The 21,151-nt window shown below is 50.1% G+C and carries 22 protein-coding genes and 2 tRNA genes; 11 read left to right on the top strand and 13 right to left on the bottom strand.

Annotated features, from left to right (window positions below):
- Nucleotides 1-2: 2 nt before the first annotated feature.
- The 7 genes from ACTHSQ_RS02210 to nqrM all read left to right on the top strand — a co-directional run bounded on the left by ACTHSQ_RS02210 (nt 3) and on the right by nqrM (nt 5,898).
- Complete coding sequence (locus ACTHSQ_RS02210; protein WP_440371207.1) at nt 3-1,235, top strand: NADH:ubiquinone reductase (Na(+)-transporting) subunit B; 1,233 nt, start codon at nt 3-5, stop codon at nt 1,233-1,235.
- On the top strand, nt 1,228-2,004 hold the full coding sequence (locus ACTHSQ_RS02205; protein ID WP_070615830.1) for a Na(+)-translocating NADH-quinone reductase subunit C: 777 nt from the start codon (nt 1,228-1,230) through the stop codon (nt 2,002-2,004). Before ACTHSQ_RS02210 ends, ACTHSQ_RS02205 begins: the two co-directional genes overlap by 8 nt.
- Nucleotides 2,004-2,630 carry an NADH:ubiquinone reductase (Na(+)-transporting) subunit D gene (locus ACTHSQ_RS02200; protein WP_036493003.1) on the top strand — a complete coding sequence of 209 codons (627 nt, stop codon included), beginning with the start codon at nt 2,004-2,006 and terminating at the stop codon, nt 2,628-2,630. Before ACTHSQ_RS02205 ends, ACTHSQ_RS02200 begins: the two co-directional genes overlap by 1 nt.
- Nucleotides 2,631-2,633: 3 nt before the next feature.
- The gene (nqrE, locus tag ACTHSQ_RS02195; RefSeq protein WP_003684365.1) at nt 2,634-3,227 is read left to right on the top strand and encodes an NADH:ubiquinone reductase (Na(+)-transporting) subunit E; all 594 of its coding nucleotides are present in this window, start codon (nt 2,634-2,636) and stop codon (nt 3,225-3,227) included.
- 13 nt (nt 3,228-3,240) lie between these two features.
- Nucleotides 3,241-4,458, top strand: a complete 1,218-nt coding sequence (gene nqrF, locus ACTHSQ_RS02190; protein ID WP_440371206.1) for an NADH:ubiquinone reductase (Na(+)-transporting) subunit F — start codon at nt 3,241-3,243, stop codon at nt 4,456-4,458.
- A 133-nt stretch (nt 4,459-4,591) separates the two neighbouring features.
- A complete protein-coding gene (locus tag ACTHSQ_RS02185) occupies nt 4,592-5,659 on the top strand; it encodes an FAD:protein FMN transferase (protein WP_440371205.1) in 1,068 nt (355 codons plus the stop codon).
- A gap of 17 nt (nt 5,660-5,676) precedes the next feature.
- On the top strand, nt 5,677-5,898 hold the full coding sequence (gene nqrM, locus ACTHSQ_RS02180) for a (Na+)-NQR maturation NqrM (protein ID WP_003680888.1): 222 nt from the start codon (nt 5,677-5,679) through the stop codon (nt 5,896-5,898).
- 230 nt (nt 5,899-6,128) lie between these two features.
- Here the strand turns inward: nqrM and rpmG are convergent, their stop codons facing one another.
- The 6 genes from rpmG to ACTHSQ_RS02150 form a co-directional block, all read right to left on the bottom strand.
- Nucleotides 6,129-6,284, bottom strand: a complete 156-nt coding sequence (gene rpmG, locus ACTHSQ_RS02175) for a 50S ribosomal protein L33 (RefSeq protein WP_003684373.1) — start codon at nt 6,282-6,284, stop codon at nt 6,129-6,131.
- A 30-nt stretch (nt 6,285-6,314) separates the two neighbouring features.
- Entirely contained in the window at nt 6,315-6,548 is a 234-nt protein-coding gene (gene rpmB, locus ACTHSQ_RS02170; protein ID WP_002216391.1) for a 50S ribosomal protein L28, read from the bottom strand.
- A 250-nt stretch (nt 6,549-6,798) separates the two neighbouring features.
- Complete coding sequence (brnQ, locus tag ACTHSQ_RS02165; RefSeq protein WP_440371204.1) at nt 6,799-8,127, bottom strand: branched-chain amino acid transport system II carrier protein; 1,329 nt, start codon at nt 8,125-8,127, stop codon at nt 6,799-6,801.
- Between the two features lies 1 nt (nt 8,128).
- Entirely contained in the window at nt 8,129-9,025 is an 897-nt protein-coding gene (locus ACTHSQ_RS02160) for a segregation and condensation protein A (protein WP_440371203.1), read from the bottom strand.
- Between the two features lie 92 nt (nt 9,026-9,117).
- Complete coding sequence (locus ACTHSQ_RS02155; RefSeq protein ID WP_440371202.1) at nt 9,118-9,585, bottom strand: hypothetical protein; 468 nt, start codon at nt 9,583-9,585, stop codon at nt 9,118-9,120.
- Nucleotides 9,586-9,598: 13 nt separating this feature from the next.
- Nucleotides 9,599-10,375 (bottom strand): tRNA threonylcarbamoyladenosine dehydratase, encoded by a 777-nt coding sequence (locus tag ACTHSQ_RS02150; RefSeq protein WP_440371201.1) that lies wholly within the window; start codon nt 10,373-10,375, stop codon nt 9,599-9,601.
- Nucleotides 10,376-10,561: 186 nt separating this feature from the next.
- On the opposite strand from ACTHSQ_RS02150, the gene ACTHSQ_RS02145 reads away from it, so the two are divergent.
- Nucleotides 10,562-11,026, top strand: a complete 465-nt coding sequence (locus tag ACTHSQ_RS02145) for a universal stress protein (protein WP_254321038.1) — start codon at nt 10,562-10,564, stop codon at nt 11,024-11,026.
- A 78-nt stretch (nt 11,027-11,104) separates the two neighbouring features.
- Here ACTHSQ_RS02145 and hemL read toward each other — a convergent pair whose 3' ends face one another.
- Nucleotides 11,105-12,388, bottom strand: a complete 1,284-nt coding sequence (gene hemL, locus ACTHSQ_RS02140; RefSeq protein WP_440371200.1) for a glutamate-1-semialdehyde 2,1-aminomutase — start codon at nt 12,386-12,388, stop codon at nt 11,105-11,107.
- 198 nt (nt 12,389-12,586) lie between these two features.
- Between hemL and ACTHSQ_RS02135 the strand changes: the two genes are divergently transcribed.
- The 3 genes from ACTHSQ_RS02135 (at nt 12,587) to ACTHSQ_RS02125 (ending at nt 15,916) form a co-directional block, all read left to right on the top strand.
- The gene (locus ACTHSQ_RS02135; protein WP_440371199.1) at nt 12,587-12,982 is read left to right on the top strand and encodes a hypothetical protein; all 396 of its coding nucleotides are present in this window, start codon (nt 12,587-12,589) and stop codon (nt 12,980-12,982) included.
- A gap of 73 nt (nt 12,983-13,055) precedes the next feature.
- Entirely contained in the window at nt 13,056-14,378 is a 1,323-nt protein-coding gene (gene miaB, locus ACTHSQ_RS02130; RefSeq protein ID WP_003684389.1) for a tRNA (N6-isopentenyl adenosine(37)-C2)-methylthiotransferase MiaB, read from the top strand.
- Between the two features lie 227 nt (nt 14,379-14,605).
- A complete protein-coding gene (locus ACTHSQ_RS02125) occupies nt 14,606-15,916 on the top strand; it encodes an NCS2 family permease (protein WP_049329030.1) in 1,311 nt (436 codons plus the stop codon).
- 83 nt (nt 15,917-15,999) lie between these two features.
- Here ACTHSQ_RS02125 and ACTHSQ_RS02120 read toward each other — a convergent pair whose 3' ends face one another.
- From ACTHSQ_RS02120 to ACTHSQ_RS02095, 6 genes are all read right to left on the bottom strand, one after another.
- Nucleotides 16,000-16,557 carry a hypothetical protein gene (locus ACTHSQ_RS02120; RefSeq protein WP_036472682.1) on the bottom strand — a complete coding sequence of 186 codons (558 nt, stop codon included), beginning with the start codon at nt 16,555-16,557 and terminating at the stop codon, nt 16,000-16,002.
- 394 nt (nt 16,558-16,951) lie between these two features.
- Nucleotides 16,952-17,026, bottom strand: a tRNA-Glu gene (locus tag ACTHSQ_RS02115).
- Between the two features lie 12 nt (nt 17,027-17,038).
- A tRNA-Arg gene (locus ACTHSQ_RS02110) sits at nt 17,039-17,115 on the bottom strand.
- A gap of 132 nt (nt 17,116-17,247) precedes the next feature.
- Entirely contained in the window at nt 17,248-18,606 is a 1,359-nt protein-coding gene (locus ACTHSQ_RS02105; RefSeq protein ID WP_440371198.1) for a deoxyguanosinetriphosphate triphosphohydrolase, read from the bottom strand.
- Between the two features lie 56 nt (nt 18,607-18,662).
- Complete coding sequence (gene rho, locus ACTHSQ_RS02100; RefSeq protein WP_003680905.1) at nt 18,663-19,922, bottom strand: transcription termination factor Rho; 1,260 nt, start codon at nt 19,920-19,922, stop codon at nt 18,663-18,665.
- 244 nt (nt 19,923-20,166) lie between these two features.
- A complete protein-coding gene (locus ACTHSQ_RS02095; protein ID WP_440371197.1) occupies nt 20,167-21,069 on the bottom strand; it encodes a DMT family transporter in 903 nt (300 codons plus the stop codon).
- Between the last annotated feature and the right edge of the window lie 82 nt (nt 21,070-21,151).

The raw sequence follows: 21,151 nt of genomic DNA, 5'->3' as shown, positions 1-21,151 counted from the left end.
TTATGGGCTTGAAACATTTTCTGGAAAAAATCGAACCGCACTTCCTGCCGGGCGGCAAACATGAAAAATGGTATGCCCTCTATGAAGCTGCGGCGACGATTTTCTACACATCCGGTGCGGTAACGCGCAAAGCGGCGCACGTCCGCGACGCGCTGGACTCCAAACGCATGATGATTTTGGTGTGGCTGGCTTTGTTCCCCGCCATGTTTTACGGCATGTACAACGTCGGCGCGCAGGCATTCGGTGCGTTAACGCCCGATTTGCTGCAACAAAGCATCGCCAACGACTGGCATTACGCCCTTGCCAACGCTTTGGGCATCAATATGTCGTCTGAAGCGGGCGTGTTGGGCAAAATGCTGTTCGGCGCGATTTACTTCCTGCCGATTTACGCGACCGTATTTGCCGTCGGCGGTTTCTGGGAAGTTTTGTTCGCCACCGTGCGCAAACACGAAATCAACGAAGGTTTCTTCGTGACTTCGATTCTGTTTGCTTTAATCGTTCCTCCTACCCTGCCTTTATGGCAAGCGGCTTTGGGTATTTCTTTCGGCGTTGTGGTTGCGAAAGAAGTATTCGGCGGTACGGGTAAAAACTTTATGAATCCTGCTCTTGCAGGCCGTGCGTTCCTGTTCTTCGCCTACCCTGCCAACATTACCGGCGACACCGTTTGGACTGCGGTTGACGGCTATTCCGGCGCAACTGCGTTGGCTCAATGGGCAGCACACGGTTCGGAAGGTCTGAAAAATGCCGTTACCAATCAATCCATCACTTGGATGGATGCGTTTATCGGTAACGTGCCCGGTTCTATCGGTGAAGTATCCACTTTGGCGCTTTTAATCGGCGGCGCGTTTATCGTGTTTGCCCGCATCGCTTCTTGGCGCATTATTGCCGGCGTGATGATCGGTATGATTGCCATGTCTTCGCTGTTTAATGTTATCGGTTCGGACACCAATCCGATGTTTAGCATGCCTTGGTACTGGCATCTGGTCGTCGGCGGCTTCGCCATCGGTATGCTGTTTATGGCGACCGACCCGGTTTCCGCTTCCTTTACCAATATCGGCAAATGGTGGTACGGCGCGCTAATCGGCGTGATGTGCGTGTTAATCCGTGTGGTCAATCCGGCTTACCCCGAAGGCATGATGTTGGCGATTCTGTTTGCCAACCTGTTTGCCCCGATTTTCGACTATTTCGTCGCACAAGCGAACATCAAACGCAGAAAGGCGCGCAGCAATGGCTAAGAAATTCGATAAAGACAGCTTCAGCGGCACGCTGATTGTGGTATTGGTTGTCAGCCTGATTTGTTCCATCATCGTTGCTGGTGCGGTCGTCGGCTTGAAACCCATCCAAGAGAAACAAAAACTCCAAGACAAACAAGGCTATATCTTGAGCGTAGCCGGTTTGATGGATAAAAACACCGACATCAGTAAAACCTTTGCCGAGCGTATCGAGCAACGTGTCGTGGACTTGGCAACCGGCGAATACGTCGCCGATGCACCTAAAGACTTCAGCGCACGCGTTGCCGGCAAAGACCCTGCCCAAAGCATCCAAATCAAACCTGAAGACGATTTGGCAGGCATCAAAAGCCGTGCCAAATACACTGAGGTTTACTTGGTAAAAGGCGAAGACGGTAAAGTCAGCCAAATCATCCTGCCTATGCACGGCAACGGCTTGTGGTCTGTCATGTACGGTTTTGTCGCCATTCAACCTGACGGTAACACCATCAACGGCATTACCTACTATGACCAAGGTGAAACTCCGGGTTTGGGCGGCGAAATCGGCAACCCTCTGTGGCAAAAAAAATTCGTCGGCAAAAAACTGTTTGACGAACAAGGTAAATTTGCCCTGCACGTCGGCAAAGGCGCAAGCTCAGACAAAGAACACGGCGTAGATGCCCTCTCCGGCGCGTCGCTGACGTCTAAAGGTGTGCAAGGTTCGTTCGACTACTGGTTCGGCGAAAACGGCTATATCCCCTACCTGAACAAATTGAAATCAGCAGGAGCACAATAATGGCTGACATGAAACGCTTGAAATATTTGATGTTTTCACCCTTTATCGACAACAACCCGATTGCCTTGCAGGTTTTGGGTATTTGTTCGGCTTTGGCGGTTACCACCAAGCTTCAGACGGCCATCGTGATGGGTATTTCTGTGAGTTTGGTAACCGGTTTTTCCAGCTTTTTCATCTCATTGGTACGCAACTATATCCCCAACAGCATCCGTATTATTGTGCAAATGGCGATTGTTGCCTCTTTGGTAACGCTGGTTGACCAACTGCTTCAGGCCTTTGCCTATGAACTGTCCAAACAGCTCTCCGTATTTGTCGGCCTGATTATTACCAACTGTATCGTGATGGGCCGTGCCGAAGCATTCGCCATGAAAGAGCCGCCGCTGGAAAGCTTGGTTGACGGCATCGGTAACGGCGCAGGTTACGGCATGATGTTGATCATCATCGCAACCATCCGCGAATTGATCGGCTCAGGCAAGCTCTTTGGCTACACCATTTTCCAAACCGTACAAGATGGCGGCTGGTATCAAACCAACGGCTTGTTCCTGCTCGCTCCCAGCGCGTTCTTCATCATCGGCTTCTTGGTATGGGGTCTGCGCACTTGGAAACCTGAACAGGCGGAGAAATAACACATGGAACATTACTTAAGCCTCTTTGTAAAATCCGTCTTTCTGGAAAACATGGCACTGTCCTTTTTCTTGGGGATGTGTACGTTTTTGGCGGTATCTAAAAAAGTATCCACTGCATTCGGTTTGGGCGTTGCCGTTACTTTCGTACTCGGCCTGTCTGTCCCTGCCAACCAACTCGTTTACTCGCTGCTGAAAGACGGTGCGCTGGTTGAAGGCGTGGACCTGACCTTCCTGAAATTCATCACCTTCATCGGCGTAATTGCCGCTTTGGTGCAGATTTTGGAAATGTTCTTGGACAAATTCGTCCCTGCCCTCTACAACGCATTGGGTATCTACCTGCCTCTGATTACCGTAAACTGCGCGATTTTCGGTGCCGTATCGTTTATGGCGCAACGCGAATATAACTTCGGCGAGTCCGTTGTATATGGTTTCGGTGCAGGTCTGGGCTGGCTTTTGGCTATTGTCGCTTTGGCGGGCATTACCGAAAAAATGAAATATTCGGATGTCCCTAAAGGCCTCAAAGGCTTGGGCATTACCTTTATCGCCGCTGGCCTGATGGCAATGGCGTTTATGTCGTTCTCCGGCATCCAGTTATAAGAAAGGAATCGGCATGGAGATTATTTTAGGTATCGTGATGTTTACCCTCATCGTCTTGGTTTTGGCACTGATGATTCTGTTTGCCAAATCCAAGTTGGTGAGCGAGGGCGACATCACCATCAAAGTCAATAACGAAAAAGAGCTGATGATGCCTGCCGGCGGCAAACTGCTGGGTGCGCTTGCCAGCCAAGGTATCTTCGTTCCTTCCGCCTGCGGTGGCGGCGGCTCATGCGGTCAGTGCCGCGTTGTCGTGAAAAGCGGCGGCGGCGACATTCTGCCGACCGAGTTGTCCCACATCAGCAAACGCGAAGCACGCGAAGGCTGCCGTCTGTCCTGCCAAGTCAACGTTAAAACCGACATGGACATCGAAGTACCGGAAGAAGTGTTCGGCGTGAAAAAATGGGAATGCACCGTCATCTCCAACGACAACAAAGCCACGTTCATTAAAGAACTTAAGCTTGCCATTCCCGAAGGCGAAGAAGTCCCCTTCCGCGCCGGTGGCTACATCCAAATCGAAGCCCCGCCGCACACCGTTGCTTACAAAGACTTCGACATTCCTAAGAAATATCACGAAGACTGGGACAAATACAATCTGTGGCAATACGTTTCCAAAGTGGACGAGCCGATTTTGCGCGCCTACTCCATGGCTTCATATCCTGAAGAAAAAGGCATCATCATGCTGAACGTGCGTATCGCCACGCCGCCTCCGCGCATACCCGATGCGCCTCCGGGACAAATGTCGTCTTACATCTGGTCACTCAAACCCGGCGACAAAGTAACCATCTCCGGCCCGTTCGGCGAATTCTTCGCCAAAGATACCGATGCCGAAATGGTATTCATCGGCGGCGGTGCAGGTATGGCGCCGATGCGCTCCCACATTTTCGACCAGTTGAAACGTTTGAACTCCAAACGCAAAATCACCTTCTGGTACGGCGCACGCTCCAAACGTGAAATGTTCTATGTTGAAGACTTCGACCAACTCGCAGCAGAGTTCCCGAACTTCACATGGCACGTCGCCTTGTCCGATCCGCTGCCGGAAGACAACTGGGACGGCTACACAGGCTTCATCCACAACGTGGTTTACGAAAACCACCTGAAAAACCACGAAGCACCGGAAGACTGCGAATTCTACATGTGCGGCCCTCCGATCATGAACCAATCCGTCATTAAAATGCTCAAAGACTTGGGCGTGGAAGACGAAAATATCCTCTTGGACGATTTCGGCGGCTAACAGACAAAAAGGAAGAAACTACGGTTTCTTCCTTTTTTTATTTCTAGGCCGTCTGAAAACTATACTTTCAGACGGCCTTACCCTTTCTTTTACGATACAATAAAGGCTTCAAAAAATAATCCGCAAATCCCTTATGCCGTTTCTTTCAAATTCGTTTTACCGTCTGATAATCGGTTGCACCGTTGCCATCCTTTCCGCGCTCACACTCTCTGCCTGCCAACCTGAAAAACAACAAACCATTACCCTGCAAGGCGAGACCATGGGCACGACCTATACCGTCAAATATCTTTCAGACGGCCAAGACAAACTCCCCCCCCCTGCCGAAATACAAAAACGCATTGATGACGCACTTAAAGAAGTCAACCGGCAAATGTCTACCTACCAGACCGATTCCGAAATCAGCCAATTCAACCAGCTGCGCACTGTCAATCAAGCCATGCCCATTTCCCAAGACTTTGCCTATGTAACCGGCGAAGCCTTGCGTTTAAACAAACTGACGCACGGCGCACTGGACGTAACCGTCGGTCCTTTGGTCAACCTTTGGGGATTCGGCCCGCAAAAAGAAATCACGCACGAACCGACTGCGCAAGAAATCCAACATGCTTCAGAAATGGTCGGCACAGACAAAATCAAACTTTCCCAAGACGGACAGCAGCCTACACTGGCGAAAACCCATCCCGAAGTCTATTTAGACCTATCTTCTATCGCCAAAGGCTTTGGCGTGGATAAAACCGCCGCCGAACTTGAAAAACTCAATATCGGCAATTATTTGGTAGAAATCGGGGGTGAGTTGCATGGCGAAGGCCACAATGCGCAAGGCAACCCTTGGCGTATCGGCATCGAGCAGCCCAATATCATTCAAGGCGGAGCAACCCAAATCACCATTCCATTGGACAATAAATCACTGGCTACGTCCGGCGACTACCGCATTTTCCATGTTGATAAGTCAGGCCGCCGCCTTTCCCATATCATCAACCCCAAAACCAAACAACCCATCAGCCACAACCTTGCTTCCATCAGCGTAGTAGCTGAAAACGCCACACTTGCAGACGGCCTTTCAACCGGATTGTTCGTCCTCGGAGAAACCGAAGCGCTTAAACTTGCCGAGCAAGAAAATCTCGCCGTTTTCCTTATCATCCGAACCCCGCAAGGTGGCTACCATACTAAAATGTCCAGCGCATTCAAGAAATTATTAAACTAACCTTCAGGAATACACACATGAAAACCCTCCTCCTTACTTTCGGTATTTTTATCATTGTCATCCTCGGTATGGCAGTCGGCTATATTTTCTCCAAACGCACCATTAAAGGCAGCTGCGGCGGCATTTCCTCTCTCGGCATGAAAAAAATGTGCGATTGCGACACTCCATGCGATACCTTGCAAAAAGAGCTGGATAAAAAACAACATTCCGACAATCAAGGCATCAAAGTTGATCATTAAGTCGTTGTTGAATGTTTATTCATGATTTAAGGCTGCTTATCCCCTATCAGGCCGTCTGAAAAATAAAAGAGCGTAATCCCAATGGATACACGCTCTTTTATTTTGCTTCTTCCAAAAAAATCTAAAAATATCTTGCATACACATTTGAAACAAGCCCCCCAAAAAAACCAGTCATGAAACAAAAAGAAAAGCTCCTGTAAAACAGGAGCTTTTTCTTGGAAGAAACCGGATTATTTCAATTTAGTTTCTTTGTAAATAACGTGTTTACGGGCTACTGGGTCAAATTTTTTGATTTCCAGTTTGCCAGGCATAGTACGTTTGTTTTTAGTAGTTGTGTAGAAGTGACCAGTACCAGCGCTGGACTCCAGTTTGATTTTATCGCGCATTGCAGTAATCCTTAATTAATGGTGTTTAAATTAAGCTTCGCCGCGAGCACGCAAATCAGCCAATACGACATCAATGCCTACTTTATCGATGGTGCGCAATGCAGCGTTAGAAACGCGCAGGCGAACCCAGCGGTTTTCACTTTCTACCCAGAAACGACGTGATTGCAAGTTAGGCAAAAAACGACGTTTGGTTTTGTTGTTGGCGTGTGATACGTTATTGCCAGACATCGGGCGCTTACCGGTCACTTTGCAAACTCGTGCCATGGTTAGTCTCCAAACTTCTAAAATAGTAAAACGCGATTTATACCACGAAATCCGCCTTCAGTTCAAGTCGTTTGCTGAAAAAACGGGATTTGTGGAAATAAATCTTCTCAATATGTTGCATCTGCGAAACGGTATTTCGCAAAGCCTTAACTTTTCAATTATAACGGATTTCTTTAAAAAAATCATCTGTCGTTTGCGTAGTTGGCGAAATAAACAGGCCGTCTGAACATTTCAGACGGCCTGTTTGTCATCATGCTTTTTTCTTCAACGCCGCATTCAAAATGCAGCCGAGTATAAAGCAGGCTAAAGAGGGAACAACCCACCCTAAACCGATATTGTAAAACGGCAATGCGCGCTCGATGGCAGCAGCGGTGTCGGCATTAAATCCAAACGCGGCCTTATAGGCATCGAGCAAACCGACCAAAAGGGCCGCCATCATGGTGCAGAAATAAACAATACGGCCGCCGCCAAACAATTTATCCGTCAAAGCCAGCAGAATGATGACGATGGTCAGCGGATACAACAGCATCAACATAGGGATGGAAAACTGCAAAATCGCTGACAGGCCTTTGTTGGCCAGCAGGATAGACACCACAGTATTCAGTATCACAAAGGCTTTATAAGAAATACCCGGGCAGAGACGGTTGAAATATTCGGCGCATGAAGTAATCAAGCCAACCGCCGTGCTCAGACAGGCAAGCAGCACCATAACGCCCAGCAGCACAATACCGGCCGTACCGAAATAGTGTTGTGCAGTTTTAGACAAAACCGACGCGCCGTTTTCCTGCAAGCCGATACCGGCCACACCTGTCGCGCCCATATAGCCGATAAACAGGTAAACCACTGCCAAACAAGAAGCCGCCAACACGCCCGAAATCGTCGTGGTCTTCAGCAAGTCCGCGCGGTTGTCCACGCCCATGGCGCGAACGGCATCAATGACGATAATGGCAAACACCAGCGAAGCCAGCGCGTCCATGGTGCCGTAGCCTTCCAAAATGCCTTTAACCAACGGATAAGAAGCAAAATCGCCTTGCGCCGCCTGCGGCACACCCATCGGATTAATGGCGGCATAGCCGACCAATATCGCAATTGATAACAACAAAACAGGCGTGAGGATTTTACCGATACGGTCAACCAGCTTCCCCGGAGAAATCGACAGCCAATAAGTCATGCCGAAAAACACCAAGCTGAATACGGCCAATGCGATGTTTTTCCAAGATTCGTCAATGAAAGGGGAAATCGCGGTTTCAAAAGACACTGTCGCCGTACGCGGCATGGCAAACAAAGGGCCGATTGCCAGATAAAGCGCAGTGGCAAAAGTCACGCCGTACCAAGGCGCAACACGGGAAGCCAATGCCTCCACATCGCGCGAGCCGGAATAGCCGACGGCAATCACGCCTAATAATGGCAAACCCGCCCCTGTCAGCAAAAAGCCAAACATGGCCGAAAGCCAGTTTTCACCGGCCTGCTGTCCCAAAAAAGCAGGAAAAATCAGGTTCCCCGCCCCAAAAAACAGGGCAAACAACATTAAGCCCACCGCCCATAAAGAAGCTTTGTTATGACTTGTCGTCGAATCCATTTTAGTTCTCTTTATTCAAATTCTCGTTATCGGTTTCATCGGCTTCAAGGCCGTCTGAAAGCATTTCAGCTTCGTTTGTTTCCAAACCGTCTTTCAGGCTGATTTCGATTTCACCATAATTTTCAGGCTGCACGATACGCACCAAGCCTTCTTTAGCCAATTCCAGCAATGCAATAAAATTGACCACCACATATGTCGCACCCTGCTCCGGCTTAAATAAATCGCTAAACTTGCTGATACCGCTTTCGTTCAAGCGACGCAAAATCGCCGTCATCTGCGCGCGCACGGAAATGGTTTCCCGCACCACTTCATGACTGCGCGTATGCTTGGCACGCGACAAAATACCCAACCAAGCCTGCGTCAAATCGGCAACGTACACTTCCGGCAACTTCGCTTCGACCGCAATTTCCAACGGCAAATACGCCCAAGCAAAATCACGCCCGGCACGCGGCAACGCATCCAAGCCCTGAGCCGCCAGTTTCATCTGTTCGTAAGCCAACAGACGGCGCACCAACTCGGCACGCGGATCCACCTCTTCATCCTCAACTTCTTCAGGACGCGGCAACAGCAGGCGCGATTTAATTTCAATCAACATCGCCGCCATCAGCAGATATTCCGCCGCCAAATCAAACTGGTACGCTTCCATTTGGGCAATATAGTGCAGATACTGCTCGGTAATCTTCACCATCGGAATATCGAGGACATCGATATTTTGCTTGCGGATGAGGTACAGCAACAAATCCAACGGCCCTTGGAAGCTGCTCAATACCACCTTCAACGCATCAGGCGGAATAAACAAATCCTGCGGCACATCGGTGACAGGCTGACCGAACACCCACGCAACGGTATGTTCAGACGGCGTTGCGGCAGTGGAAGAAATAAGGTGTTCTGAAGGCATGGTTAAAGGGTCTTTTTCTTTTTAAGTTTAATAAGAAGTTTCATCAACAAAAGGCCGTCTGAAACAAGGACAACCCGTTTTAAATATAAAAATCAACGTTTTTTACGATTGATTTGCAAAGAAACAATAGCGACAGCAAAGGTCTGGGCCAAGGACATACCCAACAGCGGCAGGCTGGCGAAAACTGTACCTGTCAGTACTGAGCCGATATCGCGGGAAAACATAAAACCATCCCTCGCAAGCATCGCCACGATCAAAGCCAACAGCAGCAAACTTTCGCAGCCGACCAAAAACCAAATCATTTTAACCGAACGGCGGTTGAGCCATTTCATAATACCGGCGTGCAAAAGACTGAATATCACGACGGACAGAAACGGATAAAGAAAAGTGGTGAATGGGCGGTCATAACCGCTTTGCACACATAAATAATCGCCCGGCAGCGTATTGCATTCCATCACATCGAGAAACATCGGATCGACACCGTACATCAGCAAACCGAAGACAACCGCATAAATCAGGCTACTGATAAAATAGGCTTTAAAAAATCGGCTCTTAACCATCTTCCCCTACCCCTCACTTCCGCCCCGCGATATGCTCCACCGCCGCCTGCGCACAATACAGCCCAAACGAAGCCGTCACCAGCATACTCGCGCCATAGCCCGCGCAAGACAAACCTTGCGGCGCAGCATCGGTCGAACACGCTTCGCCGGATTGCGGCGGCGTAATATTCTCGGTTGAATAAACGCAAGGCACGCGCATTTTTTCTTTGGTATCGCGGCTGAAGCCGTAGCGTTTACGCAAGGTGTAGCGCAAGTTGGAAAGCAGCGGATCGTGGGTAACGCGGCTCAAATCGGCGGTTTGGATTAAAGCCGGATTTTTCTGTCCGCCCGCGCCGCCGCTGATAATAAACGGTTGTTTATGTTGCACGAAATACGCCGCCATCGCCGCTTTGACACGGATTTGGTCGATGGCGTCGATAACGAAGTCAAAAGGCCGTCTGAAAAACTCGTCCAGATTGTCTTCGGTAACAAAATCTTCGATTTCCGTCACTTCGCATTGCGGATTGATTTGGGCAATGCGTTCGCGCAAAGCGGTAACTTTTGCCTTACCGAAATCATCGGTCAAAGCGTGCAACTGGCGGTTGATATTGGACTCGGCAACGTTGTCCAAATCAATCAGCGTTAAACGACCGATACCGCTCCTCGCTAAAGCCTCCACCGCCCACGAGCCGACGCCGCCGACGCCGACCACGCACACATGCGCACGCGAAAAGCGCGCCAGTGCTTCATCTCCGTAAAGTCTGGCAATGCCGCCAAAGCGGCGCGAAGAAAGAAAAGCGGCGTCCTGCATAAGTAACCTTGTGATATATCAATAAATTAATGAAAAACGCCACAGGCGAATCGGACCGATATTATACTTGAAAGCAGATGGGCTGTTGTACCCGCCCGAAAGAGTTTATAATCGTTTCACATTCAGACAAGTTCTGATTTCATATTAAACGAAAGTGCCGCTACTCGGCGCAAAAGGAGAATAAATATGTACAAACATCTGGTTGTAGCCGTTGACGGTAGCGAGACTTCCCTCAATGCATTGAAACACGCCGCCGAACTGGCAAGCCTCAACAAAGCTCAACTGACTTTGGTTCACGTTGCCAACCCTGCCGAATATATGGCTTTGGCTCCTGAATTCCTGCAACACGAAAGCTATGAAGCCGCCGCAGTGGCTCAAGGTAACGAAGTTTTGGATTTCGCAGAAAAAACAGCGCGTGAATGCGGCGTTGAAAACATCGTGAAACACCTGTTGGTTGCCAACAAAGGCGCGCGCGAAATGGCGCAAGACTTGGTTGACTACGCCGACAACAACGGCGCAGACCTTTTGGTACTCGGCACACACGGCCGTACCGGCCTGATGCACCTGCTGATGGGCAGCTTCGCCGAAACCGTCATGCGTCAAAGCCACCTGCCTCTGCTGATTATCCGCAGCAAAGCCGAAGAAGCATAATCAAGCATTTATTTAAAATAGCGAAAGGCCGTCTGAATATTTTTCAGACGGCCTTTTTTCACATGACAGCTTCAGCTTTTATTTTGCCATTTCTTTGAACACTTCGTGTGCCACAGCAATGGTTTCGTCAATCAGCTCAGGCGTATGCGCGGCGGAAACAAAACCGGCTTCATAAGCTGACGGGCCGAATGTGACATTGCGGTCGAGCATACCGTGGAAAAAATGTTTGAAACCGTCGATATTGGAACGCGCCATATCGGCATAGTTTTGCGGCGTATGGCTGGCAAAATACAAACCAAACATGCCGCCCACGCTGTCCGCCGTAAATTCAATACCATGTGCTTTAGCCGCGTCGGCAATACCGTTGGCAAGGCGTTGGGTCAAGGCAGTCAGGTTTTCATAGAAGCCTTCGCGCTGAATGATTTCCAGCGTTTTCAAACCGGCCGCAACCGCAATCGGATTGCCGGACAATGTACCTGCCTGATACACGCCGCCCAACGGGGAAATACATTCCATAATATCTTTACGGCCGCCGAACGCCGCCAAAGGCATACCGCCGCCGATCACTTTGCCCATGGTGGTCAAATCAGGTTTGATGCCGTGCAAAGATTGCGCGCCGCCCAGCGCCACGCGGAAGCCGGTCATCACTTCGTCGTAAATCAATACGGCACCGTGTTTTTCAGTCAATTCGCGTAAGGCTTTGACAAAGGCTTCAGACGGCCTAACCAGATTCATATTGCCGACAAAAGGCTCCAAAATCACGCAGGCAATGTCATTGCCGCTTTGGGCAAAGGCTTCTTCCAGTTGGGCGATATTGTTGTATTCGAGTACCAAAGTGTGTTTGGTAAAGTCGGCAGGCACGCCTGCAGAAGAAGGGTTGCCAAACGTCAGCAGACCGCTGCCTGCTTTAACCAGCAAACTGTCGGAATGACCATGGTAGCAGCCTTCAAACTTGATTATTTTGTCGCGGCCGGTAAAACCGCGTGCCAAACGGATGGCGGTCATCGTTGCTTCCGTACCGGAGCTGACAAGTCGCAGCTGCTCAACGGACGGCATGATTTTGGCGATTTCTTCGGCGATGACGATTTCACCTTCAGTTGGCGCACCGAACGACAAACCGCCCAATGCTGCTTCGCACACGGCTTCAATGACTTCAGGATGGGCATGGCCGACAATCGCAGGGCCCCAAGAGCCGACATAGTCGGTATAACGCGTGCCATTTTCGTCCCAAACATACGCGCCTTCTGCCTTTTTGATGAAGCGCGGCACGCCGCCGACGCTGCCGAATGCGCGTACAGGAGAGTTCACGCCGCCGGGAATAATGGCTTTAGCGCGGTTGAACAAGCTTTCATTACGGTTCATGGTCAATTCTTTCGTAAGAGGTCGTCTGAAAATCGAATCGGTGCCATTTTAACACCAAATCCTTTTCAGACGGCCCAAGCTTCAAAATAAGAATCGGGCGCAAAATCAAAATTATTCTTTAAAAACAAACACTCTATCCACATTTTTCCTGCTTGTGCTATAATCCGCGACCTATTGAAACAATAAAAGAAAAGCATCATGTTACGCGGATTCATACTTAGCCTCGCCCTTTTGGTGTCCTCCCTCGTCCATGCACAACGCAGCCTGCCCGACGATATGGATGTGGCCGTTTTAAAGACTGTCGATTTGCCTTATCTGAAAGTCAGCAAAGGCGGTTTTTCTTGGACGCGCCTGCTGACCTTGGGCATTGTGGACGGCAATGCAGCCAAACTGCAAATCACCCGCTTCACCAAAATCCACGATGAAAACGACCGTTTTATTCCGATGGGCCGCCTGCTGAATCAAACCGGCAAAGCCGTTGCATTCAAATACAACGAAGAAAGCCGCCTCGTCCGCGAAATCTGGATTCTGACCGACGCCGAAGCCGACAGGTTCATCGAACACGCTAAAAAGCAGAAAAAGGCGGAAGAATAATTTTTCAGACGGCCCGAGTATTTCACAGGCCGTCTGAACCCTTTTACAACAAGCAAGCCAATCAAAACAAACCATGAAAAAAGTATTTATCCGCACCTTCGGGTGCCAAATGAACGAGTACGACAGCGAAAAAATGCTGTCCGTCCTCGCCGAAGAACACGGCGGCATCGAACAGGTCACCCAACCTGACGACGCCGACATCATCTTGTTCAACACCTGCTCCGTGCGTGAAAAAGCGCAAGAGAAAGTCTTCTCCGACTTGGGCCGCGTACGTCCGCTCAAAGAAAAAAATCCCGACCTCATCATCGGCGTTGCCGGCTGCGTTGCCTCTCAAGAAGGCGAAAACATCGTCAAACGCGCTCCGTATGTGGATGTGGTTTTCGGCCCACAAACGCTGCACCGCCTGCCCAAACTCATCGTCGATAAAGAAACCACCGGTCTCTCGCAAATCGATATTTCCTTCCCTGAAATCGAGAAATTCGACCACCTGCCGCCTGCGCGCGTAGAAGGCGGCTCGGCTTTCATTTCCATTATGGAAGGCTGTTCCAAATACTGCTCTTACTGCGTCGTCCCTTACACCCGCGGTGAAGAATTCTCCCGCCCGCTCAACGACGTATTGACCGAGATTGCCGGTTTGGCGCAACAAGGCGTTAAAGAAATCAACCTCTTAGGCCAAAACGTCAATGCCTATCGCGGCGAAATGGAAAACGGCGAAATTTGCGACTTTGCCACTTTGTTGCGCATCGTCCACGAAATCCCCGGCATCGAACGCCTGCGCTTTACCACCAGCCATCCGCGCGAATTTACCGACGCGATTATCGAGTGCTACCGCGACCTGCCGAAGCTAGTTTCCCACCTGCACCTGCCGATTCAAAGTGGTTCCGACCGCGTATTGAGCGCGATGAAACGCGGCTACACCGCCTTGGAATACAAATCCATCATCCGCAAACTGCGTGCCATCCGTCCTGATTTGTGCCTCAGCTCCGACTTTATCGTCGGCTTCCCGGGCGAGACCGAGCGCGAGTTCGAGCAAACCTTGAAACTGGTCAAAGACATCGCCTTCGACTTGAGCTTCGTCTTTATTTACAGTCCGCGCCCTGGCACGCCTGCCGCCAACTTGCACGACGACACGCCGCATGAAGAAAAAGTGCGCCGCCTCGAAGCTTTGAACGAAGTCATCGAAGCCGAAACCGCGCGCATCAACCAAACCATGATCGGCACGGTTCAACGCTGCTTGGTTGAAGGTATCTCCAAAAAAGACCCTGACCAACTGCAAGCACGTACCGCCAACAACCGCGTGGTCAACTTTACCGGCACACCCGACATGATCAACCAAATGATCGATTTGGAAATCACCGAAGCCTACACCTTCTCCTTGAAAGGCAAACCGGTATAAGCACACACAAACAAAGGCCGTCTGAAACTGTTCAGACGGCCTTTATCTTGGTTCGGCCCGGCATTATCTGATTCATGTATTTTTATTACCCGAACAAAAGGCTTTTCAGTATAATACCGCCCGAAAATTCCCTTATCTGTTGAGAAGTTAAGGCCAAAATCCGAGCTTCCGGCAATTAAACCCGATGATGCCGTCCTTAAACGGCTTTCCCCAAAGGAATATCTCGAATGAGTTCTTCAAATCAAAGCGTTTTGGAAAGATTGTTCAACCTCAACGCCAATCAGACCAACGTCCGCACGGAAATTATGGCCGGCGTGACAACCTTCCTTGCCATGTGCTACATCATCATCGTCAATCCCCTGATTTTGGGCGAAACCGGAATGGATATGGGCGCAGTATTTGTTGCCACCTGTATCGCCTCTGCCATCGGCTGCTTCGTGATGGGTTTTGTCGGCAACTACCCGATCGCCCTCGCTCCGGGCATGGGTTTGAACGCTTACTTTACTTTTGCCGTCGTCAAAGGCATGGGCGTGGACTGGCGTGTGGCTTTGAGTGCCGTTTTCATCTCCGGTATTATTTTCATCCTTTTCAGCTTCTTTAAAGTGCGCGAAATGCTGGTCAACGCCCTGCCTATGGGCTTGAAAATGTCGATTGCCGCAGGCATCGGCCTCTTCTTGGCATTGATTGCGCTCAAAGGAGCAGGCGTGATTGTGGCCAATCCTGCCACATTAGTCGGATTGGGCGACATCCACCAGCCTACCGCCCTGCTGGCAATGGCAGGCTTTGTCATGGTGGTTGCACTTGGCCACTTCCGCGTTAAAGGCTCCATCATCATTACCATTCTGACGCTGACCGCCATCTCCACCATCTTGGGCTTGAGCGAGTTCAAAGGTGTGGTCGGCGAAGTTCCGAGCATTGCGCCAACCTTCATGCAGATGGACTTTAAAGGCTTGTTCACCGTCAGCATGGTCAGCGTGATTTTTGTATTCTTCCTGGTTGACCTGTTTGACTCTACCGGCACATTGGTCGGTGTTTCCCACCGCGCAGGCCTGTTGCAAGACGGCAAACTGCCGCGTTTGAAACGCGCCCTGCTTGCCGACTCTACCGCCATTATCGCAGGCGCCGCCTTGGGTACTTCTTCCACTACCCCTTACGTTGAAAGCGCGGCAGGCGTTTCTGCCGGCGGCCGTACCGGCCTGACTGCCGTTACTGTCGGCGTACTGATGCTGGCCTGTCTGATTTTCTCCCCGCTGGTTCAAAGCATTCCTGCATTCGCTACCGCACCCGCCCTGCTCTATGTTGGCGCACAAATGTTGCGCAGCGCGCGCGAAATCGATTGGGACGACATGACCGAAGCCGCGCCGGCATTCCTGACCATCGTCTTCATGCCGTTTACCTACTCGATTGCCGACGGTATTGCGTTCGGCTTTATCAGCTACGCACTCATCAAACTCTTGTGCAACCGCACCCAAGACGTACCACCTATGGTATGGATTGTTGCCGTGTTGTGGGCATTGAAATTCTGGTTCTTAGGTTAAACCGCTCAAAAGAACAGGCCGTCTGAAAACTTTTCAGACGGCCTGTTTTATTTTACCCAGCGTTTAAAGCTGTCGGTAAAAGATTATTTTTTCACTTTTTTAGCAGCAGGTTTAGCGGCAGCTTTCGCGCCTTTGTCCAATGCGCAGAAGCGGGTAACGATTTGATCAACTACTTCTTGTTTGCCGTTTACTTCGGTAGTACCACGGATAGTCAGCATGTTGCCGTCAACTTTGTCTACGTTGGCTGCAGTGGCTGCTTCAGCAACCCAAGCAACATTACCGCCCCAGAATGCGTTTACATCTTTGCTGCTGTCAGTGATACGGAACAGGTTTTCAGTTAATTGACCTTTGTATTTTACTTGAGCGGCAACAACTTCGTTGCCTTTGAAGCCGTACATTACGCTCAGAGGCTCTTTGCCGTCTTTACCGCATTTGTAGTGAACTTCTTTAGTACCGTCGATAGAGTCTACTTTCAAAGTATTAGGTACTGGAGCTTGAGCTTGTTGAGCTTGGGCTTGAGTTTGTTGTTGCGCAGTAGGCGCAGCTTTGGTTTCAGGTTTGGCTTTAGAACCGCTGCTACATGCAGTCAGGGCAACAGCCGCCAAAACGGCAGGAACGATTAATTTAACATTCATATTCATAATTGACTCCCAAATGGTTTCAATAAAAAACCGGCAAACGCCGGCTGACATTTACACATTAACAGAGATATTCCGTCTTGTCTTTATCTCAGACGGCATTTTTTAAGAAAAGTTCAAATAAATATTTTTATTTCCTAAAATCAATAAATTATAAATATGAAATCATGTAAATTCAGGTTTGGGAATTTTTAAGATGAATACTGTTGTCAATAAATTGGGTTTTGACAATGGTAAAATGAGATTGAAAAGCGCATATAGACAACAAAAAGCCTGAGCAATTTATTTTACACACTTCTGCCTTTGGATTTACTGAGCGTTTCAGACGGCCATAAAACATACACAGCAAATACAATAAAAAAACGCAATCCGAAACAGATTGCGTTTTTTTGAAAACTGGCACGCCCACGGGGAATCGAACCCCGGTTACCGCCGTGAAAGGGCGATGTCCTAACCGCTAGACGATGGGCGCGGATAAATCTTGTGGCGCACCCGGAGCGATTCGAACGCCCGACCCTCTGGTTCGTAGCCAGATACTCTATCCAACTGAGCTACGGGTGCATCCTTATCACTTCGCTAGTGCGTTGTGAATCAAGAAGATCGAATAATATAGGCTTTGCCGAAACCTGTCTACTCTTTTCGCAGATATTTTTTATATTTTCAATTAACTGATTGAAATTAAAAAATATAAAATTAACGTAAAATCCCTACTCCTGACAAATCCTGCGCCATTTTAGCGGCGGAGTTATCGGTCATACCGCCGACAAAATCCAAAATTTTCATATAGGCCTGATACAGACTGTCTTCAGGAAGAATCGGATTGTACTTTTTCAATAATTCCAACGCCAAAGACTGACGTGTTGCCAACTGTTTTTCAGCAATCAGGGCATACGAGGCAGGGACGAGTAAATCCAAGATGGAGCCTAAGCACGGGAAAGTGGCGATCTCGGTCAAGAGCTTGGTGTGATGGCGGAAAATCCGTGTTTGCGCCAATTCTTTCGCTTTCGCCAAAGTGTTTTGCACTTGTGGGCTACACAGGGCAAGCAAGTCTTTGCCTTTGAATGTTCCGTCCAACAAATCGGACTGATGCAGCATAAAAGTTTGCGCGACATCATCAATCGCCTTACCAATCGCAATGCCGCGCAACATGGCGCAACGCTGACGGCTGGAGCTGGCGTGCCATGCGCTTTCGGCAAAGGTCAGCTCGGACAAGATACTCTCCACTTCCGTATCCGTGAGCAAATCCAATTCGACGGCATCTTCCAAGTCCAGCAAGGCATAGCAAATATCATCGGCAGCCTCCATCAAATAAGACAAAGGATGGCGCGCCCAGCTGTCTACTCCTGCGGAAACCAGCCCCAATTCGTCGGCAACTTGACGGATAAATGGCAACTCTGTTTGATAAATATTGAATTTCTTTCTGCCGTTCGGATGTTGCGTTGTCCACGGATACTTCAATAATGCGCCGATGGCTGCCGCAGTCAGGCGCATTCCGCCCGCTTCCGGATACATTTCAAGGCTGGCAACGATACGCAGGCTATGCGCATTGCCTTCATAAGTTTGAATATCGTTGCGTTCCGCTTCGTTTAATGCGTTCAGATAAATTTGATGTTCAGGCCGTCTGAACCAATCACGCAAAGCATCCTCGCCGGTATGGCCAAATGGCGGATTGCCCAAATCATGCGCCAAACAGGCAACCTGCACCACGGCACCAATATCGCTGGGCGTATTGCCCTGCGGCAGAAAACCGCCGTTGTGCAACATCACGCCCACGCGGTTACCCAAGCTCCTGCCCACGCTGGCAACTTCAACGCTGTGCGTCAGGCGGTTGTGCGTCAAGTCATGTTGTGCCAGCGGATGCACTTGCGTTTTACGGCCAAGGCGACGGAAGGCTCCGGAAAAAACAACCCGGTCGTAGTCGATGTGAAAATCCGTACGCAAAGCATCGGCACCTTCCTGAGTCGAAGGGGTAACGGTCGGCACGATTTCGCCGTTTTTGGTACGGAAGCGTTGGGTGGACAATAAGTTTTGCCAATTCATTCGGATGGTCATAAAGGTTCCTCAAACAAAGTAAAGGCCGTCTGAAACATATTCAGACGGCCTTATGCTTATTTACCGCGCATCAATTCAAAGAAATCGTCATTGTTTTTAGAGTCTTTGAGTTTGCCCACCAAAAACTCGGTCGCTTCGATTTCGTCCATAGGATGCAGGAATTTGCGCAAGAGCCACATACGTTGCAACTGATCGTTCGGCACCAGCAATTCTTCGCGGCGCGTACCGGATTTGTTGATGCTGATGGCCGGGAACAAGCGTTTTTCTGCCATGCGGCGGTCAAGGTGCAATTCCATATTGCCCGTGCCTTTGAACTCTTCGTAAATCACGTCGTCCATGCGGCTGCCGGTTTCAACAAGTGCCGTCGCAATAATGGTAAGCGAACCGCCCTCTTCCACATTACGCGCTGCACCGAAGAAGCGTTTCGGACGGTGCAAAGCGTTGGCATCGACACCACCGGTCAGAATTTTGCCCGAAGTCGGCACAACGGTATTGTAGGCGCGTGCCAAACGGGTAATCGAATCCAGTAGAATTACCACATCTTTTTTGTGTTCGACCATGCGTTTGGCTTTTTCAATCACCATCTCGGCCACTTGTACATGACGTTGCGCAGGTTCGTCAAACGTAGAGGAAACCACTTCGCCGCGTACAGAACGACTCATTTCGGTAACCTCTTCCGGACGTTCGTCAATCAACAGGACAATCAGCTCGACATCGGGATAATTGGCGGTAATGGCATGAGCAATGTTTTGCAACATCACGGTTTTACCGGTTTTAGGAGGGGCAACCAACAATGCACGTTGGCCTTTACCGATTGGGGAAACCAAGTCGATGGCGCGGCCGGTCAAATTCTCTTCCGCTTTGATGTCGCGCTCGAGTTTGAATTGTTCTGTTGGGAATAAAGGCGTGAGGTTTTCAAAAAGGATTTTGTGTTTGCAGACTTCAGGCTGATCGCCGTTGATGGTGTCTAGACGGACAAGCGCAAAATAACGCTCATTGTCTTTAGGCACGCGCACGCTGCCTTCGATGGTGTCGCCGGTGTGCAGATTGAAGCGGCGGATTTGCGTGGGCGAAACATAAATATCGTCAGGACCGGCAAGGTAGGAAGTATCTGCGCTGCGCAAAAAACCGAAGCCGTCAGGCAGGATTTCGAGTGTACCGGAACAGGTAAAGCTGACATTCTGCTTCATCATCTGGCGGACGATGGCAAAAACGAGGTCTTGTTTGCGGAAACGGTTGGCGTTTTCAATGCCATGTTCTTCTGCCATTTCCAAGAGTTTGGAAATGTGGAGGGTTTGGAGTTCTGAAACGTGCATAGTATTGATATATTTTGAATGGTATCAGAGAGATGGCACAAAGGCCGTCTGAAAGTATGAAATCGTGCCGCAGGATACGGTAGATTTTTGAGAAAGTTGAATTTTAGGCAGTTGGAGGCAGGGTGTCAAATTTTTAAATCGAACACTAAGGCCGTAACTTAGTCTTATCCTTCAATAAGATTACGGCTGGAAGTAACGTGGCAACCGCAATCTTATTATCAAAAATCCGAGTATTTGCCCAACTTCAGACAGCCTTCTGCCCGTACCGCATCAGCGTCATGCCGCCGACTGCCGCTGCACAACCTGCAACCAGCGAAATATGCAGCGGTTCGCCCAAAACCCACGCCGAAGACAGCATACCGAAAATCGGCACCAGCGTAATATACGCCGCCGCGCTGCCTGCACCCAAAGTCTTCACGCCTTCGAAATACCACGCGTAGGCCAATACCGTCGCGCCGATGACCAACCACGCCAAGGCAGTCCAACCGCGTGCACCCATCGCCGCCATTGCATCAAACGGCAATCCATCGACCCACAACGCCACCACTGACAACATCAGCGCGCCGATGAACGACGTTGCCGCCGTTATCGTCAGCGCGTCTATCCCGCGCAAAACCGCACGTCCGATTAAAGTATAAGCCGCCCAGCAGACCACACAGCCGAAAATCAGCCACTCCCCCGCCTTGATGCCGCCCGACAACACCGTCAACGGCTGCCCCTGTGTGACCGCCACAATGGCACCGCTGACCGCCAGCAGCATACCCGCCAAAATCTTCGCATTTAAACGTTCGCCGAAAAGCCAAGCCGCCAGCAGCAGCGTCAGCACGGGATTCACCGCCACGACTACCGCCGCCTTACCCGCCGGCATCGCTTGCAAACCCAGCATAAAAAACACCGCATAGCCGCACACCCCGACGGAAGCGGCCACCGTCAAACCCAGCCATTGCCGCACCGACAAAGCCGCCAAAGTCGCAAACCTGCTGCGCGCAAACAACCAGCCCAACAACAAAACCGAAGCCAGCACAAACCGAACCGCCCCGCCCGTCAGCGGCGGAAGCGACTGCCCCAGCATCCGCCCCATCGGCCAAGACGCACCCCACAACACCGCCATCCCCAGCAGTTTAAAATGTACGGAATAACGTTCCATCTCAATCCTTTATCAACAAATGGCCGTCTGAAAACCGAAATTCAAGTTTTCAGACGGCCTTTCAGTGCAGCTGCTGCAAACA

The organism is Neisseria sp. P0009.S008 (assembly GCF_051958615.1).
Classification (GTDB): Bacteria; Pseudomonadota; Gammaproteobacteria; order Burkholderiales; family Neisseriaceae; genus Neisseria; species Neisseria subflava.
This window is presented reverse-complemented; position numbering and strand designations above follow the sequence as displayed.

What these genes read in the sequence shown, in the direction of transcription:
- miaB (WP_003684389.1), top strand. Translation starts at nt 13,056, where the DNA reads ATGAAAAAAGTATTTATCCGCACCTTCGGGTGCCAAATGAACGAGTAC.
- rpmG (WP_003684373.1), bottom strand. Translation starts at nt 6,284, where the DNA reads ATGCGCGATAAAATCAAACTGGAGTCCAGCGCTGGTACTGGTCACTTC.
- nqrF (WP_440371206.1), top strand. Translation starts at nt 3,241, where the DNA reads ATGGAGATTATTTTAGGTATCGTGATGTTTACCCTCATCGTCTTGGTT.
- nqrE (WP_003684365.1), top strand. Translation starts at nt 2,634, where the DNA reads ATGGAACATTACTTAAGCCTCTTTGTAAAATCCGTCTTTCTGGAAAAC.
- ACTHSQ_RS02135 (WP_440371199.1), top strand. Translation starts at nt 12,587, where the DNA reads ATGTTACGCGGATTCATACTTAGCCTCGCCCTTTTGGTGTCCTCCCTC.
- rpmB (WP_002216391.1), bottom strand. Translation starts at nt 6,548, where the DNA reads ATGGCACGAGTTTGCAAAGTGACCGGTAAGCGCCCGATGTCTGGCAAT.
- rho (WP_003680905.1), bottom strand. Translation starts at nt 19,922, where the DNA reads ATGCACGTTTCAGAACTCCAAACCCTCCACATTTCCAAACTCTTGGAA.
- hemL (WP_440371200.1), bottom strand. Translation starts at nt 12,388, where the DNA reads ATGAACCGTAATGAAAGCTTGTTCAACCGCGCTAAAGCCATTATTCCC.
- ACTHSQ_RS02160 (WP_440371203.1), bottom strand. Translation starts at nt 9,025, where the DNA reads ATGCCTTCAGAACACCTTATTTCTTCCACTGCCGCAACGCCGTCTGAA.
- ACTHSQ_RS02145 (WP_254321038.1), top strand. Translation starts at nt 10,562, where the DNA reads ATGTACAAACATCTGGTTGTAGCCGTTGACGGTAGCGAGACTTCCCTC.
- nqrM (WP_003680888.1), top strand. Translation starts at nt 5,677, where the DNA reads ATGAAAACCCTCCTCCTTACTTTCGGTATTTTTATCATTGTCATCCTC.
- ACTHSQ_RS02105 (WP_440371198.1), bottom strand. Translation starts at nt 18,606, where the DNA reads ATGACCATCCGAATGAATTGGCAAAACTTATTGTCCACCCAACGCTTC.
- brnQ (WP_440371204.1), bottom strand. Translation starts at nt 8,127, where the DNA reads ATGGATTCGACGACAAGTCATAACAAAGCTTCTTTATGGGCGGTGGGC.
- ACTHSQ_RS02095 (WP_440371197.1), bottom strand. Translation starts at nt 21,069, where the DNA reads ATGGAACGTTATTCCGTACATTTTAAACTGCTGGGGATGGCGGTGTTG.
- ACTHSQ_RS02150 (WP_440371201.1), bottom strand. Translation starts at nt 10,375, where the DNA reads ATGCAGGACGCCGCTTTTCTTTCTTCGCGCCGCTTTGGCGGCATTGCC.
- ACTHSQ_RS02210 (WP_440371207.1), top strand. Translation starts at nt 3, where the DNA reads ATGGGCTTGAAACATTTTCTGGAAAAAATCGAACCGCACTTCCTGCCG.
- ACTHSQ_RS02205 (WP_070615830.1), top strand. Translation starts at nt 1,228, where the DNA reads ATGGCTAAGAAATTCGATAAAGACAGCTTCAGCGGCACGCTGATTGTG.
- ACTHSQ_RS02200 (WP_036493003.1), top strand. Translation starts at nt 2,004, where the DNA reads ATGGCTGACATGAAACGCTTGAAATATTTGATGTTTTCACCCTTTATC.
- ACTHSQ_RS02185 (WP_440371205.1), top strand. Translation starts at nt 4,592, where the DNA reads ATGCCGTTTCTTTCAAATTCGTTTTACCGTCTGATAATCGGTTGCACC.
- ACTHSQ_RS02120 (WP_036472682.1), bottom strand. Translation starts at nt 16,557, where the DNA reads ATGAATATGAATGTTAAATTAATCGTTCCTGCCGTTTTGGCGGCTGTT.
- ACTHSQ_RS02125 (WP_049329030.1), top strand. Translation starts at nt 14,606, where the DNA reads ATGAGTTCTTCAAATCAAAGCGTTTTGGAAAGATTGTTCAACCTCAAC.
- ACTHSQ_RS02155 (WP_440371202.1), bottom strand. Translation starts at nt 9,585, where the DNA reads ATGGTTAAGAGCCGATTTTTTAAAGCCTATTTTATCAGTAGCCTGATT.